The organism is Tessaracoccus yangjingae (genome assembly GCF_054483935.1).
On the sequence record NZ_CM137014.1, the window covers coordinates 1,248,119 to 1,263,329 of the forward strand.

The following is a 15,211-nucleotide window of genomic DNA, read 5'->3' on the forward strand; positions in this document are numbered from 1 at the left end:
GACCTCAACCTGTGCCTGACATTGCGGTGGTCAGATCCCCGGTCAGCGGATTGAATACGGCCATGCCTTCCCCACGCACTCTCGTCCGTGCACTGCTGGTCCTCGCACTCGCCGCTGTCATGCTGCCCACGCCGCGTCCCGCGGCCGCACTGGACGCCGCGACCTTCGTCACTAGGACGGCCGCCTGGGCGCAGGCCGAGGAGCGCGAGTACGGCGTACCGGCTTCCGTGGCGATCGCGCAGGCGATGCTGGAATCGGGGATGGGCGAGTCCGGGCTCACGAAGAACGCGAACAACTGGTTCGGGATCAAGTGCTCGTCGACGGCGAGCCCCCACCAGAACGGCTGCTACAGCGTCTCGACGACGGAGTACGACGACAACGGCTCGGCCTACACCACCACCGCGAGCTTCAGGAAGTACGACACCCCCGAGAAGTCGTTCATCGACCACGGCTACTTCCTCAGCCGGCTGACCCGCTACGCCAAGGCCTTCAACTACACCGCCGACCCGGACCGGTTCATCGTCGAGGTCCACCTGGGCGGCTACGCGACCGATCCCCAGTACGCGAACAAGGTCATCAACCTGATGACGAAGCACAACCTCTACCAGCACAACGTGACCGCGCCGTCGACGGCGGCCTCGGAGTTGGCGATCCGTCCGCAGACCAAGGCGTATGCGGGCGCGGCCGCCGCGGTCACCGGGCTGCTGAGCCCGGGCGGCGCCGCCCGCGACATCCTCGTCCAGGTGCTCACGCCGTCCGGATGGTCCACGAGCAAGAAGGTCGCTGCGGGATCCAGGGGGCAGTTCTCGATCCCCCTCGACTACAACCTCAACTCCGCAGGAAAGGTCACGTACCGGGTTCAGGCCGTCGCTGCCCAGGGCGTCCTCACCAGTGCGGAGTTCACGCTCGAGCGGCTTCCCCGCGTCACGGTGCAGGCGATCACCACCGTGATGGTCAACCAGGCGGCGCGCCTCCGCGGCTCCGCGTCGGGGCTGCAGGGAAGCAGCGTCAAGGCGCAGGTGCTGCTCAATGGCGCCTGGACGGACCACTCGTCGGGCACCGTGGCCTCGGACGCGACGTTCGACCTGCCGCTCACGGTGGGCCAGAGCGCCCCGGGCACGTGGTCCTTCCGGGCGGTCCTCACCACCTCCGCCGGGGTCGCCTACACGTCGGCAACGGTGAACGGCACGTGGATCAACGACATCTACACCACCGAGGGCACCCACGAGTTCAACGGCCGCCAGTGGAGGACGCGCTGCGAGCCCTACTCGTCGACCACTCGGTGCTTCACCGACATCTGGGCCTCCACCGTCAAGGTGGTCAACGGCAAGTTCGTCAAGACCAACGACTGGACGTTCAACAACATGACGTACAAGCCCAGCAAGCGCACGCTGTGGACCACCAATCCCCTCGGCGGCCACGGCACCCCCGGTCCGAAGGAGTACACCTGGACCTCCGGCGGCCGTGAGTGGAAGGCCGAGTGCGACACCAGCACCACGGGCTACGGCGGCTGCCGCGCCTACATCCTGGCCAGCGTCATCGCGTCCAAGCAGACCGCCTCCGGGGGCTGGACCTACGCGTGGGAGCGCTCGTGGGTCTTCAACAACATCGTCCGCTTCTCCTGAGTCCACCCATCGACCCCGGGCGCCGGCGATGAGTGCCGGGGCTGCGGATCGTGGGAGAATCAGCCGGTGACACAGATCTGGGCCCATAGGGGCGCGAGCGCGTACGCGCCCGAGAACACCCTCCCCGCCTTCCAGTTGGCGCTGCAGATGGGCGCCGACGGCGTCGAACTGGACGTGCAGCGCACGGCGGACGGTCAGGTGGTGGCCATCCACGACGAGACCATCAACCGCACGTCGAACGGGTTCGGCCGTGTGGTGGACCAGACGCTGGAGCAGCTTCGGCAGTGTGACTTCTCCAACCGTTTCGCGGGTCGGCGCAACGTCAAGATCCCCACCCTCCGTGAGGTCCTGGACCTGTTCAGAGGGACGGGCGTCACCGTCAACATCGAGCTCAAGAACACGATCGTGCTCTACCCCGGCCTCGAGGACGACGTGCTGCGCATCGTCCAGGACGCCGGGATGCTCGACCAGGTCCTCATCTCGTCGTTCAACCACTTCTCGCTGGCCAACCTGCGGGGACGGGTCGCGCCCGGGCAGCTCGGGCTGTTGATGTCCGACGGCATCTACGATCCCTGGAAGTACGCGAAGTGGTTCGGCGCCGGCGCCATCCACCCGCACTACCTCGCGCTGCAGCACCCCAACTTCGTGTGGCTGTGTCACGAGGAGGGCATCAAGGTGAACGCCTGGACGGTGAACAAGGACGACGACGCCCGCTGGCTCGCCGCCCTCGGTGTCGACGCCGTGATCACGAACCTGCCCGACCGCATCGCCGAGGTCCTCCGGGTCCCCGGCCGATAGGCTCGCCCCATGAGCACCTCCGGCAACCCGTTCCGTCCCGAGCTGTGGGACGAGGTGGAGGGTTTCGAGTTCACCGACATCACCTACCACCGGTCCCGTGAGGTGCCGGCGGTGCGGATCGGATTCGACCGGCCGGAGGTCCGCAACGCCTTCCGCCCGCACACCGTCGACGAGCTGTACCGGGCGCTGGAGCACGCCAGGACGTCGTCGGACATCGGCTGCGTGCTGCTCACCGGCAACGGACCCTCCCCGAAGGACGGCGGCTGGGCCTTCTGTTCGGGTGGGGACCAGCGGATCCGCGGCCGCGCCGGCTACCAGTACGCCGAGGGCGAGACCGCCGAGAGCGTGGACGCCGCCAAGCTGGGCCGCCTGCACATCCTGGAGGTGCAGCGGCTGATCCGGTTCATGCCGAAGGTGGTCATCGCACTGGTCAACGGGTGGGCCGCCGGGGGCGGGCACTCGCTGCACGTGGTGGCGGACCTCACCCTGGCGTCGCGGGAGCACGCGAAATTCAAGCAGACGGACGCCGACGTCGGCTCCTTCGACGCCGGCTTCGGCTCGGCCTACCTCGCACGGCAGGTGGGGCAGAAGTTCGCCCGCGAGATCTTCTTCCTGGGCGACGTTCACGACGCCGAGGACGCCCACCGCATGGGCATGGTCAACCGGGTCGTGCCCCACGAGGCGCTGGAGGATGTCGGGCTGGAGTGGGCCGCGAAGATCTGCGGAAAGTCGCCGACGGCGCAGCGGATGCTGAAGTTCGCGTTCAACGCCATCGACGACGGGCTCATCGGCCAGCAGGTGTTCGCCGGCGAGACCACCCGCCTGGCCTACATGACCGACGAGGCCGTCGAGGGTCGCGACTCCTTCCTCGAGAAGCGGGCCCCCGACTGGTCGAAGTTCCCGTACTACTACTGAGAGGGCGTCAGCCGAGAACGACCAGGGCCAGCGCCCAGGTCGAGAGCAGGATCTCCATCACGCCGATCTGGGCGGGGCGCCGCGGGGCGCGCGGCATCCAGAAGGACCTCGCCACCAGCGCCGCAGCCCACGTCAGCCACCACCAGCCCATCCAGCCGGCGCCGACGGCCGCGATCATCACGAGCGCCAGCGCCCCGTGGTACGCCTGCGAGCGCACGGCCGAGGCGGGGTCGTTCCGCTCCCTGATCAGCGCCTTGACGTGGAGCACGGTGCCCACGAAGTACGCGGTGAGCGCGAGCATCATGGCCACGTCGCGCCAGCGGTTGGGGTCGTCGGCGCCCCACGGCTGGAGGACGGCCATCAGCCCACATGAGGCGATGACGGTCAGGACGCCCGACTGCAGGGATCGTTCCCTCCGCGACGACGCCAGCCACAGCGCCCACGAGACCAGCACTGCGTAGACCGGGGCCCACCACAGCAGTGACGCCCCAAGGATGACGAGGGTGCCGAGGCCCATGAGGGCCGTCGCGGCGCCGTAGACGAGGAGCGCGGGCGTGTATCGGGAGCGCCGGCGGGCGGGCGCCTTCAGCGCCAGGGTGTCGGCGTTGTAGGCGAAGTAGCCGAGGAGCCAGGTCAGCCCGAGCGTGAGGTCTCCGGGGCCCAGGGGGCGCGCATCCCGGGCCATCAACAGTCCCGCAAGGTACGGCACGACGAGCATCGCCCACGCCCCGTGTTGCTTCGGCACCCAGCCTGCCGTCGGACCAGCCATCCGGTCACGTTAGCCGACGCCCGTCACGCCTCTCCATCCGGCCCCGTCTCCGCACATCTCTCGCTGTGGGGCCGACTGCGTGCATATGCACAGCTGCAGCCCCACAGCGAGAAAGATGCGGACGCGGGGCCGAAGGAGCCTGTCAGTGAGTCAGTCGGCCAGGCCGTACAGCCGGTCGCCCGCGTCGCCGAGCCCCGGCACGATGTAGCCGTGCTCGTTGAGGCGCTCGTCGACGGCGGCCACCACGAGGGTGCAGGGCACATCCAGGTCCGCCAGCAGGCGGTTGAGCTTCTCGATGCCCTCGGGGGCCGCGAGCAGACAGATGCAGGTGATGTCGTCCGCGCCGCGGTCCACCAGGTACTGCACCGCCCCGCCCAGCGAGCCGCCCGTGGCAAGCATGGGGTCGAGGACGTAGCACTGGCGCCCCGACAGGTCGTTGGGCAGACGCTCGGCGTAGGTGACGGGTTGGAGGGTGACCTCATCACGGATCATGCCCAGGAATCCCACCTCGGCGGTGGGCATCAGCCGCAGCATCCCGTCGAGCATGCCGAGGCCCGCGCGGAGGATGGGGACCACGAGCGGGGCCGGCTGTGCCAGCTTCACCCCGGTGGTGGCGGTCACGGGGGTCTCGATGCTGGTCTCCGTGATGCGGACGCCGCGGGTGGCCTCGTAGGCCAGCAACGTCACGAGCTCCTCCACGAGCCGCCGGAACACCGGCTGCTCGGTGTGCTTGTTGCGCAGGACGGTCAGCTTGTGATCGACGAGGGGATGGGTGACGACGCAGAGTTCCACGACCCTTACCTTCCCACATCCGGCGCCGGGAGCGTAGCGGTTCGGCCCCCGGCGGTGTGTCGTCTTGCCCGGCGTGCAAGGATGGGGGCCCATGCGATGAAAGGAGTCAGCCGTGGACGCATTCGACGAGGACGCCGAGCCATTCGACCTCACCGACACGGACAAGGACGACTCCGACGAGGCTGACGACGCCGAGGACGACTTCGACGACTTCGACGATCTCGAGGACGCCACCGAGGACGACGTGGACCTGGTCGTGGCGCTCTACCGCGAGGACGGCAAGGCCGTCGCGGTGCCGATGGACGTGGATCTGGCCAACGATCTCGACGAGCTGATCAACCAGCTCGGCCGCCTCCCCGGCGATTCGGGTGCCGACGGGTGGGTGTCGGTGGCGGGCGAGTTCTTCGTCATCTGCCGCGTGCGCGGGCGCACCGTCGAGGTGCTCCTCTCGGACGTCACGGCCGCCAACGACTGGCCCATCGCCCGGGACGTCGTGGACTACCTCGGCGAGGAGATGCCGGACGACGACGACGAGCCCGCCCCCCTGGGTGATCTCGGGATGTACGCGGCCAGCGGCCTGCGCCAGTTCGAGCTCGAGGCCATCGCCACGGACTACGACGAGGACTCGGACGTGCTGCTCGGACGCATCGCGGCGAAGCTGAAGGTCAAGACGGAGTTCGAGCGCGCCGTCGAGGCCTTCGACGACTAGCCCGCGGCCTTGGGCACGAGGTGGCACGGCGCCATGCGCCTCGCCCTTGAGGAGGCCGAGGCGGCCGCCCTGCACGGGGACGTCCCCATCGGCGCCGTCGTGCTCAACCCCGACGGCGAGGTGATCGCCCGAGCCGGCAACGAGCGCGAACTCCACGGCGACCCCACCGCCCACGCCGAGGTGGTGGCCATCAGGCGTGCGGCCGAGGTGGTCGGCGAGTGGCGCCTCACCGGCTGCACCCTCGTGGTCACCCTCGAGCCGTGCACCATGTGCGCGGGGGCGGTCGTCGCGTCCAGGGTGGCCCACCTGGTCTTCGGGGCGTTCGACGAGAAGGCGGGGGCGGTGTCGTCGCTGTGGGACGTGGTCCGCGACCCCCGCCTGAACCACCGGCCGGCGGTCACCGCCGGGGTGCTCGCCGACGAATGCTCCGCCGTGCTGGACCGGTTCTTCGCCGAGCGTCGCTGACCGGCGCTACTGCGCCACGATCCCGTTGCGCAGGTCCGGCTGCGCCCGGCGGAACACGCTGGCGACGACGACCCCGGCGGCCGCGATCCCCACGCTGACCAGGATCCCGCCCTGACCGCCCGCCGCGTCGATGGCGATGCCCGCCATCGCGGAGCCCACGGAGGCGCCGAGGAGTTGTCCGGTGCCGATCCAGCCGTACGCCTCTGCGGTGTCCGAGAACGGCACGCTGCCCGCGATCACCGACGACACGGCGGCCAGCGCCGGCGCGATCCCGAACCCGGCCACGAAGAGGGCAGCGGACAGCGCCCAGAAGCCGCTCACGAGGGCAGCGATCGCGAACCCCACCACGACGATCAGCATCCGCAGCGCGAGCGACCACCGCGTGATGGGGCGGTTTCCGGCGGCCAGGCCGCCGAGCAGCGACCCGAACGACGAGATCGCCAGCACGAGGCCGGCGTTGACGGAGCCGTGGCCGAACGACGCCACGACGGCCGCCTCCATCGAAGCGAAGGCGCCGATCATCAGCAGAGACGTGACGGACATGAGGAGCACCGACGGGTTGCTCAGCACCCGCCCGAAGCGACGGGAGGCGGCCGGGATCCTCAGCGCGCGCACCCTGGGCGCCAGGATGAACATCAGGCCGCCCACCACCTGCACCGCGACCACCACGAGCAGCGCGGGGCCGGAGCCGAGGCCGGCGACGAGCATGGTGATGGCCACCGGGCCGATCACCCAGATGATCTCCTGCAGCGCGGCGTCGAAGCTGAACAGCGCGGTGAGGAGGTGCTGCGGCGCCAGCTGCGGGTACAGGGTACGGACGGTCGGGATCACCGGCGGCATGGCCGCGCCGCCGATGGCGCCGAGCAGCATCAGCCAGGGAAGCGTGAGGTCGAGGACGGCCAGCAGGGCGAACGCCGTGACCGAGATCACCAGGGTGCTCAGCAGGACGGGGAGCGTGCCGAACCGGCTCAGCTGCCGCGACACCAGCGGCCCGGCCACCGCCATGCCGACGGAGAACGCGGCCAGCACCAGGCCGGCGGCGGTGTAACTGCCCTGGGTCTGCTGGACGTGCATCAGCACGCCCAGCGAGTACATGCCGGCGGGGAGCCGGGCAGCCAGCTGGGTGGCCACGATCAGTGCCAACCCGGGGGCCCTCATCAACACCGCAAAGTCACGCACCGGCCCCACCTTACGGGCGCCCGGTCGGCCTGGCCACCGGGGTTGCCATGCCTTGCCCTCGGGAGCGGGCCATGTCCTCCGCCGGGAGCATCGATTGGTCAAACCCAGCGACCGCCGGTAGAGTTTTCGGCGGTGATGTGTCTGAGCGGCCGAAAGAGCTCGCCTCGAAAGCGAGAGTGGGGCAACCCACCGGGGGTTCAAATCCCTCCATCACCGCCACAAGGGCCGGCTACGTGAGTAGCCGGCCCTTTCTGCGTCTCATGGAGAGCCCACGGGCCCTCCGTCGCTTCTACGGGGTGGCCGCCGGCGACGGTGCCGCGGGGCTGGGTGAGGCGGACGGCGAAGGCGACGGCACCCGGCACACCTGGCCCCCGTCTGCGCTGACCTGCGAGAAGGGCTCCGGACCGAACCCGGCGAAGTCCGTGCCGACGTAGATGTCCACCACGCCGTCGACCCTGTCGTCGTACTCGATCACCGGATCCAGGAAGTAGGAGGCGGCGAGACGGATCTGCGGGGTCTCCTGGCGGTTGGCCCGGATCACGGTGCCCTTGATCCGCTCCTCGGTGTTGTCCACCTTGATGACGTTGAAGCCCGCCGTCTCCAGCTGGGCGCTGACGCGGCTGGCCAGCCCGCTGGTGAAGCCGCCGTTGTACACACGCACGGTCACATCCGGCACCGTCACGATCTCCGCCGGGGCCATCACGCACGGCGTGGGCGACGGCGTGGGGAGGGGCTCGGTGAGTGCCTTCCACCCCCAGCTGGCGCCCCACAGGAGCAGGCCCAGCAGCCCCAACAGCAGGATCGGGGTTGCGATGAGCCTGAAGATGCGCACTTGGGTGGGTCTGCTTTCGTCGGTGGAGGCGGGGAGGGACTACTTCAACTCTAGGACGCGCGCGTGCATGGTCTGCCGCTGCTGCAGGGCGGCGCGGAGTGCCCGATGGAGACCGTCCTCGAGGTAGAGCTCTCCACGGTAGGACACGACGTGGGCGAAGAGGTCGCCGTAGAACGTCGAGTCCTCCTCGAGGAGGGCCTCGAGGTCCAGCGTCCGCTTGGTGGTGACCAGCTCGTCGAGCCGGACCTGGTGGGGCGCGATCGCGATCCACTGCTTCTGCGTGAAGCCGTGGTCCGGGTAGGGGCGGGAATCGCCGACTCGCTTGAAGATCACGGGGCCACCCTACCTTGGGCCCCGAACCCATGGGGCTGTGCCAGAGTAGGGGAGTGAGCAACGAGGCACTCATCCAGACCATCACCGCGGGCTACACCTTCGACTCGCCCACCGCCACCCTGGGCGTGCTCCTCGACGGCGACCCCGTCGTCGACGCGCCGATCCGGATCCCGCTGTCGATGTTCAACCGCCACGGCCTGGTGGCGGGCGCCACCGGCACAGGCAAGACCGTGACCCTGCAGGTGCTCGCCGAGGCGCTCAGCTCTGCGGGCGTCCCGGTCTTCGCCGCCGACATCAAGGGCGACCTCAGCGGCATGGCCACCCCCGCCCAGGGCTCCGAGAAGCTGCTCGCCCGCGTTGCGAAGCAGGGGCAGGACTGGCAGCCGACCGCCTTCCCGTGCGAGTTCTACGCGCTCGGCGGTGAGGGCGTGGGCGTCCCGGTCCGGGCCACGGTCTCGTCGTTCGGGCCCATCCTCCTGTCGAAGGTGCTGGGGCTGAACAAGGTGCAGGAGTCGTCCCTGGGCCTGGTGTTCCACTACGCCGACAAGGCGGGGCTGGCCCTGCTGGACCTCAAGGACCTCGTCGAGCTGCTCAAGTACCTCATCTCCGATGAGGGCAAGCCGGAGCTCAAGGGCATCGGCGGCATCTCGAGCGCCACCGTCGGGGTCATCCTGCGCTCGCTGGTGACCCTCTCGGACCAGGGCGCCGACGTGTTCTTCGGCGAGCCGGAGTTCGACCCCGACGATCTGTTGCGCATCGCGCCGGACGGCCGGGGAGTGGTTTCGCTGCTGGAACTGCCGCAGCTGATTTCCCGGCCGGCGCTCTTCTCCACCTTCCTGATGTGGCTGCTGGCGGACCTGTTCACCTCGCTGCCCGAGGTGGGCGACATCGACAAGCCGAAGCTCGTGTTCTTCTTCGACGAGGCGCACCTGCTCTTCAACGACGCCTCTGACGCGTTCCTCGACGCCATCACGCAGACGGTGCGGCTCATCAGGTCCAAGGGTGTGGGCATCTTCTTCGTCACCCAGACGCCGAAGGACGTCCCCGACGACGTCCTCGCCCAGCTGGGCTCGCGCATCCAGCATCAGCTCCGAGCCCACACCCCCAACGACGCGAAGGCGCTGCGGGCCACCGTCTCCACCTACCCCACGTCGGGCTACGACCTGGAGGAGGTGCTGCAGCAGCTGGGGATCGGCGAGGCGATCGTGACCGTGATGGGCGAGAGGGGCGCCCCCACGCCGGTGGCGTGGACGCGCATCTGGGCGCCCGAGTCCCAGATGGGGCCCACCCCAGAGGAGCACCTGCGGGCAGGCGTGGCCCTGTCCGCCCTCACCGCGAAGTACGGCACCCCGCTGGACAGGCACTCGGCCTACGAGGTCCTCACCCGGAAGTTGGCCGACGGGGCCGCCCGCGCCGAGGAGGAGCGCCTCGAGGCAGAGCGGCAGGAGGAGATGCGCCGGCTCGAGCAGGAGCTCGCGGCCGCGGACAAGGAGCAGGCCAGGCTCGAGAGGGAGGCCCGGGCGGAACAGGCCCGCCGGGAGAAGGAGGCACGCGCGGAGGAGGCCGCCCGCCGCCGCTACGAGCGGGAGAACCCTGGCCTGGTGGAGCAGGTCACGCGGTCCAGCGTGTTCAAGGACCTGGTCCGCACCGCGGGCCGGGAGATCATCCGTGGCGTCTTCGGCACCGGCCGCCGTCGCTGACGGGCGTTGTCACTCGACGGTGTAGCGCTCCACGGTGGGATCGTTGCGGACGCGGTCCGAGGCCGCCTGCAACCGTTCCGCGAGGGCGGCCGCGGTCATCGAGCCGCCGAGGAACTGCGCCCAGGCCGCGTTGGTCTCGGGGCCGAGACCGTAGTGGGTGACGAAGCGCCACGTGAATACGTGCTCGCCGGCGTCCGCCAGGAGCCTCGTCTGCGACGCCAGCGCCGTTGACTCCAGATCGCTGGGGACGGACTCACGCACCACCGTCGGGATGAGGCGGGTCCGGGAGAAGAGCGTGGTGGCCTCGCGGGACAGCATGGTGCGCAGCAGCTCCTTGCCCCCCGCCACGTTGGCCGCGTCGCGCGGCACGAGGAACTGCTCCGTGGGCGAGGCGTGGATCGCGGTCTGGGGCAGGGTGGGCGCGGCGGTGAGCGTGGGCACCGGGGAGGCGGTCATCCCGAAGTCCTGCGCCTCCACCGCCTGCATCTCGGCCGCGATCCAGGCGCCGGACGGGTAGAACAGGGCAGACAGGTCCCGCGCCCACAGCGCCTGGGCCTCGAGGTAGGGGCCTCCCCGCAGCACGAAGCCCGCGCTCACGCACTGCTCCAGCTGCTCCAGCACGCCGACCATCGCGGGGTGGGTCCAGGAGTCCTCCGCGAGGTTGTCCAGCGCCACCCGGACCTCGTGCCCGCCCTCCTTGATCGCCGAGGCGATCGCCAGCTCCTGGTAGTACTCGGCCGCCTCGTCGCCCCACACGAACAGGTAGCGGCCCTGGGCCCGGGCGAGCTCGCCCAGGTCCAGCAGCCTGTCCCACGTCGCCGGCACGGCCCACCCCTCGGCCGCGAACCGGGGGGCCGAGTACCACAGGCCGTAGACGGACAGCGCGTAGTTGAGGGCGATCAGCCTGTCGTTGAAGGTGCCGGCCTCGAGCACGCCGTGGTACAGCGTCTCGCCGATGGGCTGGCCCTCCAGGTTGGGGCCCTCGATCAGGTCGTCGAGCGACTCGAACCGGTCCGCCAGCTTGCCCACCGGAAGCAGCAGCGCGCCCGAGTTGTCGACGAGGTCCGGCGGGGTGGCGCCGTCCGCGAGGAGGGGCTCCATGGTGCCGAGCACGTCGTCGGTGGCCGAGATGCTGACCCGCACGCCGTCGTAAGCGGCCTCCAGGGTCTCGGCCGCGAACTCGACGTAGTCGGTGCCGAACGCGCCGTCGAAGACCACCGCACGGATCCGCGAGGGGACCACCAGGCCGAACGGCAGGGCGCTCGGAGAGGGGGACGGGCTGGGGGTGGGGGAGGCGCTCCCGTCCGACGGCGCCGCCGGGCAGGCGGTCAGCGGCGCGACGGCGGCGACGGCCAGTGCAGACAGGAAGCCGCGGCGGCTGGGACGGGACATGGTTCCTCCGGAGTTGCTGCCACCTTAGTGGCAGGCCCCGGGCACCGGCGAACCCCTACCGGCCAGTGCCCGCGTACACGGTGGCGGCCTCGTCGGCGTCCAGCCCGAACGCCGAATGGGCGGCCTGGACGGCGCGGTCCACGTCGTCCGCGCCCACGATGACCGAGATCCGGATCTCCGAGGTGGAGATCATCTGCAGGTTCACCTCGACGCTGGCGAGGGCCTCGAAAAAGGTGGCCGAGACGCCTGGGTGCGACCGCATGCCCACGCCCACGACGGACACCTTGCCGATCTGGTCGTCGTACAGCAGCTCCTCGAAGCCCACCTCGTCCTTGATCGCCTCCAGCGCCTCGATGGCGCGGGCCCCGTCGGCCATGGGGAGGGTGAAGGAGATGTCGGTCTTCACGTCGCTCAGGCGCGAGACGTTCTGCACGATCATGTCGATGTTGATGTCGTGCTCCGCGATGGCCTTGAAGATGCGCGCGGCCTCGCCGACCTTGTCCGGGACTCCGGCGACGGTGACCTTCGCCTCGCCGCGGTCGTGCGCGACACCGGTGATGATGGCTTCTTCCATGGATTCGTCCTTGTCGATCTCGTCCTGGCTCTTCACCCAGGTGCCCGGCTTGTCGGAGAAGGAGGAGCGCACGTGGACCGGCACTCCCTCGCGGCGCGCGTACTCGACGCAGCGCAGGTGCAGGATCTTGGCGCCGGAGGCGGCCATCTCCATCATGTCCTCGTAGCCGATGGCGCGGATGTGGCGCGCGGACGGCACGATCCGCGGGTCCGCCGTGTACACGCCGTCGACGTCGGAGTAGATCTCGCAGAAGTCCGCGCCCAGCGCCGCGGCCAGCGCCACCGCGGTGGTGTCCGAGGCCCCGCGGCCCAGCGTGGTGACGTCCTTCGTGGTCTGGGACACGCCCTGGAAGCCGGCGACGATGGCCACGTTGCCCTCATCCAGCGCCCTCTCGACGCGGCCGGGAGTGATGTCGATGATGCGGGCGTTGCCGTGGGTGGGGGTGGTGATCACGCCCGCCTGCGAGCCGGTGTAGGACACGGCGTCCACGCCCAGGTCCGACAGCGCCATCGCCAGGAGGGCCGCGGACTGCCGCTCGCCGGTGGTGAGCAGCATGTCCAGCTCGCGCGACTTGGGTTGCGGCGAGACCTGGAGCGCCAGGTCCATCAGCTCGTCCGTGGTGTCGCCCATGGCCGAGATGACGATGATCACGTCGTGACCGTCGGCCCGCGTGCGGGCGATGCGCCGCGCCACGCGCTTGATCGACTCGGCGTCGGCCACCGACGACCCGCCGAACTTCTGGACAATGCGACCCATGCAAGACCTCCCTGGAACCCGTCACAGGATAGTTGTCCCGGGCCGGGGGCGGGAAGCCCGTCCGAAGGCACCGCCACGGCTCCGGACGTAACGCCGACCGCGGGACACCTGGCGGGCCTCCCCGGGGTAGTGTCGACGGCGTGACGCTGCCGATCCTCACCGCCGAAGAACAGCGCGTGCTCGGGTGCCTCCTGGAGAAGGAGGTCACGGTGCCCGACACCTATCCCCTCACGCTCAGCGCGCTGCGCACGGCGTGCAACCAGAAGAACAGCCGCGAGCCCGTCGTCGAGTACGACGAGCGCACCGTGCAGGACGCGCTGCGGGCGCTCAAGGACCGGGGGCTGGTCCGGGTGACGTGGCTGGACTACGGCCGACGCACCCTCAAGTACGCGCAGGCGCTGGTGCAGGAGCTCGGGATCGCGGACGACGAGCGTGCCCTGCTCACGCTGCTGCTCCTGCGCGGCCCGCAGGCCGCGGGCGAGCTGAAGACCCGCGCCGAACGGCTCCACGCGTTCCCGGACCGGGGCGCCGTGGAGGCCTGCCTGGCGGCGATGGCGGCCCGCGACGAGCCGCTGGTGGTGCAGCTGGAGCGCAGGCCCGGGCAGCAGGACGCCCGCTGGCTGCACCTCCTGGGGGAGGCGCCCGCCGATGCGGCCCCCGCAGGGGCGGACCGGGAGCAGGTCCTGGCCGACGGCGCGGCGGCGCGTGACGCGGCCGTGGTCGCGGCCTACGACGCCGTCGCGGAGGCCTACGCGGAGGAGCGCCAGGCGCTCGCGCCCTTCGAGAAGTGGTTCCTGGCCCGGATCGCCGAGTTGGCGGGTCCGCACCGCACCGCGGACGTCGGCTGCGGGGCCGGCGCGGTCACGGCGTTCATGGCGGAGGAGGGCGCGGACCCGCTGGGGATCGACGTCTCCGCGGCCATGGTGGCCGAGGCGGCCCGGAGGCATCCGAACATCGACGTCGAGGTGGGCGACATGCGCCGCCTGCTGCGCCCGACAACCGCGGCGGGCTGGGGCGCCGTCGTTGCCTGGCACTCGCTGGCGCACTTCGCACCCAGCGAACTCCCCGGGATCATCCGCGGGCTGGCGGAGGTGCTGCTGCCCGACGGGGTGCTGGCGCTGGCGGTGCAGACCGGGGCCGGCGTGGATCGTCGCGAGGAATGGTTCGGGGAGCCGGTGGACCTCACGTTCGTGCGCCACGACGTGGCGGAGGTGCGCAAGGCGGTGCAGGCGGCCGGCCTGGGCTACATCGAGAGCTACGTGGTCAACGACGACGAGCCGGCCGAGAGGCTGTACCTCATTGCCAGCGGCTGATCGTGGTCTCCACGCCCCCCGGCGCCGGCCGGCCACTAGCCTGAGCCCATGACTACCGTTCGGTGGGGGATTGTCGGGACCGGTGCAATCGCGCACGCCGTCGCGGGTGACTTCCAGTTCGTGCCCGGGGCAGAGCTGGCCGGGGTCGCGTCGCGGACAAGGGCGAACGCGCTCCAGTTCGCCGCCCAGCACGACGTGCGGCTGGCGTTCGGCTCCTACCGCGAGATGCTGGAGTCGCCGGACATCGATGTGGTCTACATCGCCACGCCCCACCCGCAGCACCGCGACGTCGCGCTCGCCGCGATCGCCAACGGCAAGGCGGTGCTGGTGGAGAAGGCCTTCACCGCGACCCTCGCAGGCACGCAGGAGGTCGTCGACGCTGCCCGCGCGAAGGGCGTCTTCGCGATGGAGGCCATGTGGACGCGCTTCCTGCCCGTCATCGCCGCCGCCCGCGAGGTGGTGGCCTGGGGGCGGATCGGCGACGTGGTGGGCCTCCAGGGTGACCTCTACGCCTTCCGTGAGTACCAGCCCGAGCACCGGCTGTTTGCCCGGGACCTCGGCGGCGGCGCCATCCTGGACCTGGGCGTCTACCCGGTCAGCTTCGCCGTCGCCTTCCTGGGCGAGGCGAAGGAGATCTGCAGCCGCGCGCGCCTGTACCCCACGGGCGTCGAGCGGGCGGCCGTCGTCAACCTCGTGCATGCGGGCGAGGGCCTGTCGTCCCTGACCTTCGGGTTCGACGGCTACGGCCCGGGACGCATGGTGATCGTCGGCACCAAGGGGTGGATCGAGGTGGAGCCGCGGTTCCACCACCCGTCGATGATCACGGTGCACCGCAACGGGGTGCTGCCCAGGATCATCGAGGCGTTGCCGCAGGGCCGCGGCTACAGCCACGAGTTCGCGGAGGTGACCCAACGGATCCGCGAGGGGCTCACCGAGTCCCCGACGATGCCGCTGTCGGACACCGTCGAGGTGATGCGGATCCTCGAGGAGTGCCTGCGCCAGGCCGGGATCGAGCACCACGAGGCCGCCGTCGACCTGGGGTGACGGCGGCCCCGCAGC

General features: G+C 70.4%; 15 protein-coding genes and 1 tRNA gene. 9 read left to right on the plus strand and 7 right to left on the minus strand.

The genetic code is table 11. From position 1 onward, the window contains the following. Positions 1-62 precede the first annotated feature (62 nt). The 3 genes from ACX1D3_RS05255 to ACX1D3_RS05265 all read left to right on the plus strand — a co-directional run bounded on the left by ACX1D3_RS05255 (position 63) and on the right by ACX1D3_RS05265 (position 3,338). Positions 63-1,625 carry a glucosaminidase domain-containing protein gene (locus ACX1D3_RS05255; protein ID WP_458995930.1) on the plus strand — a complete coding sequence of 521 codons (1,563 nt, stop codon included), beginning with the start codon at positions 63-65 and terminating at the stop codon, positions 1,623-1,625. A gap of 66 nt (positions 1,626-1,691) precedes the next feature. After that, positions 1,692-2,423 carry a glycerophosphodiester phosphodiesterase gene (locus ACX1D3_RS05260; RefSeq protein WP_458995931.1) on the plus strand — a complete coding sequence of 244 codons (732 nt, stop codon included), beginning with the start codon at positions 1,692-1,694 and terminating at the stop codon, positions 2,421-2,423. Positions 2,424-2,432: 9 nt separating this feature from the next. After that, positions 2,433-3,338, plus strand: coding sequence for a 1,4-dihydroxy-2-naphthoyl-CoA synthase (locus ACX1D3_RS05265; protein WP_458995932.1), 906 nt, complete (start codon positions 2,433-2,435; stop codon positions 3,336-3,338). Between the two features lie 7 nt (positions 3,339-3,345). Here ACX1D3_RS05265 and ACX1D3_RS05270 read toward each other — a convergent pair whose 3' ends face one another. Next, positions 3,346-4,107, minus strand: coding sequence for a YwiC-like family protein (locus tag ACX1D3_RS05270; protein WP_458995933.1), 762 nt, complete (start codon positions 4,105-4,107; stop codon positions 3,346-3,348). Between the two features lie 150 nt (positions 4,108-4,257). Continuing rightward, entirely contained in the window at positions 4,258-4,899 is a 642-nt protein-coding gene (upp, locus tag ACX1D3_RS05275; RefSeq protein ID WP_458995934.1) for a uracil phosphoribosyltransferase, read from the minus strand. Positions 4,900-5,011: 112 nt separating this feature from the next. On the opposite strand from upp, the gene ACX1D3_RS05280 reads away from it, so the two are divergent. Next, positions 5,012-5,608 carry a tRNA adenosine deaminase-associated protein gene (locus tag ACX1D3_RS05280; protein WP_458995935.1) on the plus strand — a complete coding sequence of 199 codons (597 nt, stop codon included), beginning with the start codon at positions 5,012-5,014 and terminating at the stop codon, positions 5,606-5,608. A gap of 33 nt (positions 5,609-5,641) precedes the next feature. Then, a complete protein-coding gene (tadA, locus tag ACX1D3_RS05285; RefSeq protein ID WP_458995936.1) occupies positions 5,642-6,073 on the plus strand; it encodes a tRNA adenosine(34) deaminase TadA in 432 nt (143 codons plus the stop codon). 6 nt (positions 6,074-6,079) lie between these two features. Here tadA and ACX1D3_RS05290 read toward each other — a convergent pair whose 3' ends face one another. Further along, positions 6,080-7,252, minus strand: coding sequence for an MFS transporter (locus ACX1D3_RS05290; RefSeq protein ID WP_458995937.1), 1,173 nt, complete (start codon positions 7,250-7,252; stop codon positions 6,080-6,082). Positions 7,253-7,383: 131 nt separating this feature from the next. Between ACX1D3_RS05290 and ACX1D3_RS05295 the strand changes: the two genes are divergently transcribed. Next, a tRNA-Ser gene (locus ACX1D3_RS05295) sits at positions 7,384-7,471 on the plus strand. A 70-nt stretch (positions 7,472-7,541) separates the two neighbouring features. On the opposite strand, the gene ACX1D3_RS05300 is transcribed toward ACX1D3_RS05295, so the two are convergent. Both ACX1D3_RS05300 and ACX1D3_RS05305 read right to left on the minus strand, forming a co-directional pair. Next, entirely contained in the window at positions 7,542-8,084 is a 543-nt protein-coding gene (locus ACX1D3_RS05300) for a LytR C-terminal domain-containing protein (protein ID WP_458995938.1), read from the minus strand. 39 nt (positions 8,085-8,123) lie between these two features. Then, positions 8,124-8,417, minus strand: a complete 294-nt coding sequence (locus ACX1D3_RS05305) for a type II toxin-antitoxin system VapB family antitoxin (RefSeq protein ID WP_458995939.1) — start codon at positions 8,415-8,417, stop codon at positions 8,124-8,126. A gap of 29 nt (positions 8,418-8,446) precedes the next feature. Here ACX1D3_RS05305 and ACX1D3_RS05310 point away from each other — a divergent pair, with 29 nt between their 5' ends. Beyond that, on the plus strand, positions 8,447-10,117 hold the full coding sequence (locus ACX1D3_RS05310) for a helicase HerA-like domain-containing protein (protein ID WP_458995940.1): 1,671 nt from the start codon (positions 8,447-8,449) through the stop codon (positions 10,115-10,117). Between the two features lie 9 nt (positions 10,118-10,126). On the opposite strand, the gene ngcE is transcribed toward ACX1D3_RS05310, so the two are convergent. Beyond that, entirely contained in the window at positions 10,127-11,509 is a 1,383-nt protein-coding gene (ngcE, locus tag ACX1D3_RS05315) for an N-acetylglucosamine/diacetylchitobiose ABC transporter substrate-binding protein (RefSeq protein ID WP_458995941.1), read from the minus strand. 55 nt (positions 11,510-11,564) lie between these two features. After that, positions 11,565-12,839 (minus strand): aspartate kinase, encoded by a 1,275-nt coding sequence (locus ACX1D3_RS05320; RefSeq protein WP_458995942.1) that lies wholly within the window; start codon positions 12,837-12,839, stop codon positions 11,565-11,567. Between the two features lie 140 nt (positions 12,840-12,979). Here ACX1D3_RS05320 and ACX1D3_RS05325 point away from each other — a divergent pair, with 140 nt between their 5' ends. Together ACX1D3_RS05325 and ACX1D3_RS05330 are read left to right on the plus strand one after the other, a co-directional pair. Continuing rightward, positions 12,980-14,152 carry a DUF480 domain-containing protein gene (locus ACX1D3_RS05325; protein ID WP_458995943.1) on the plus strand — a complete coding sequence of 391 codons (1,173 nt, stop codon included), beginning with the start codon at positions 12,980-12,982 and terminating at the stop codon, positions 14,150-14,152. Between the two features lie 48 nt (positions 14,153-14,200). After that, positions 14,201-15,196, plus strand: a complete 996-nt coding sequence (locus ACX1D3_RS05330) for a Gfo/Idh/MocA family protein (RefSeq protein WP_458995944.1) — start codon at positions 14,201-14,203, stop codon at positions 15,194-15,196. Positions 15,197-15,211 lie beyond the last annotated feature (15 nt).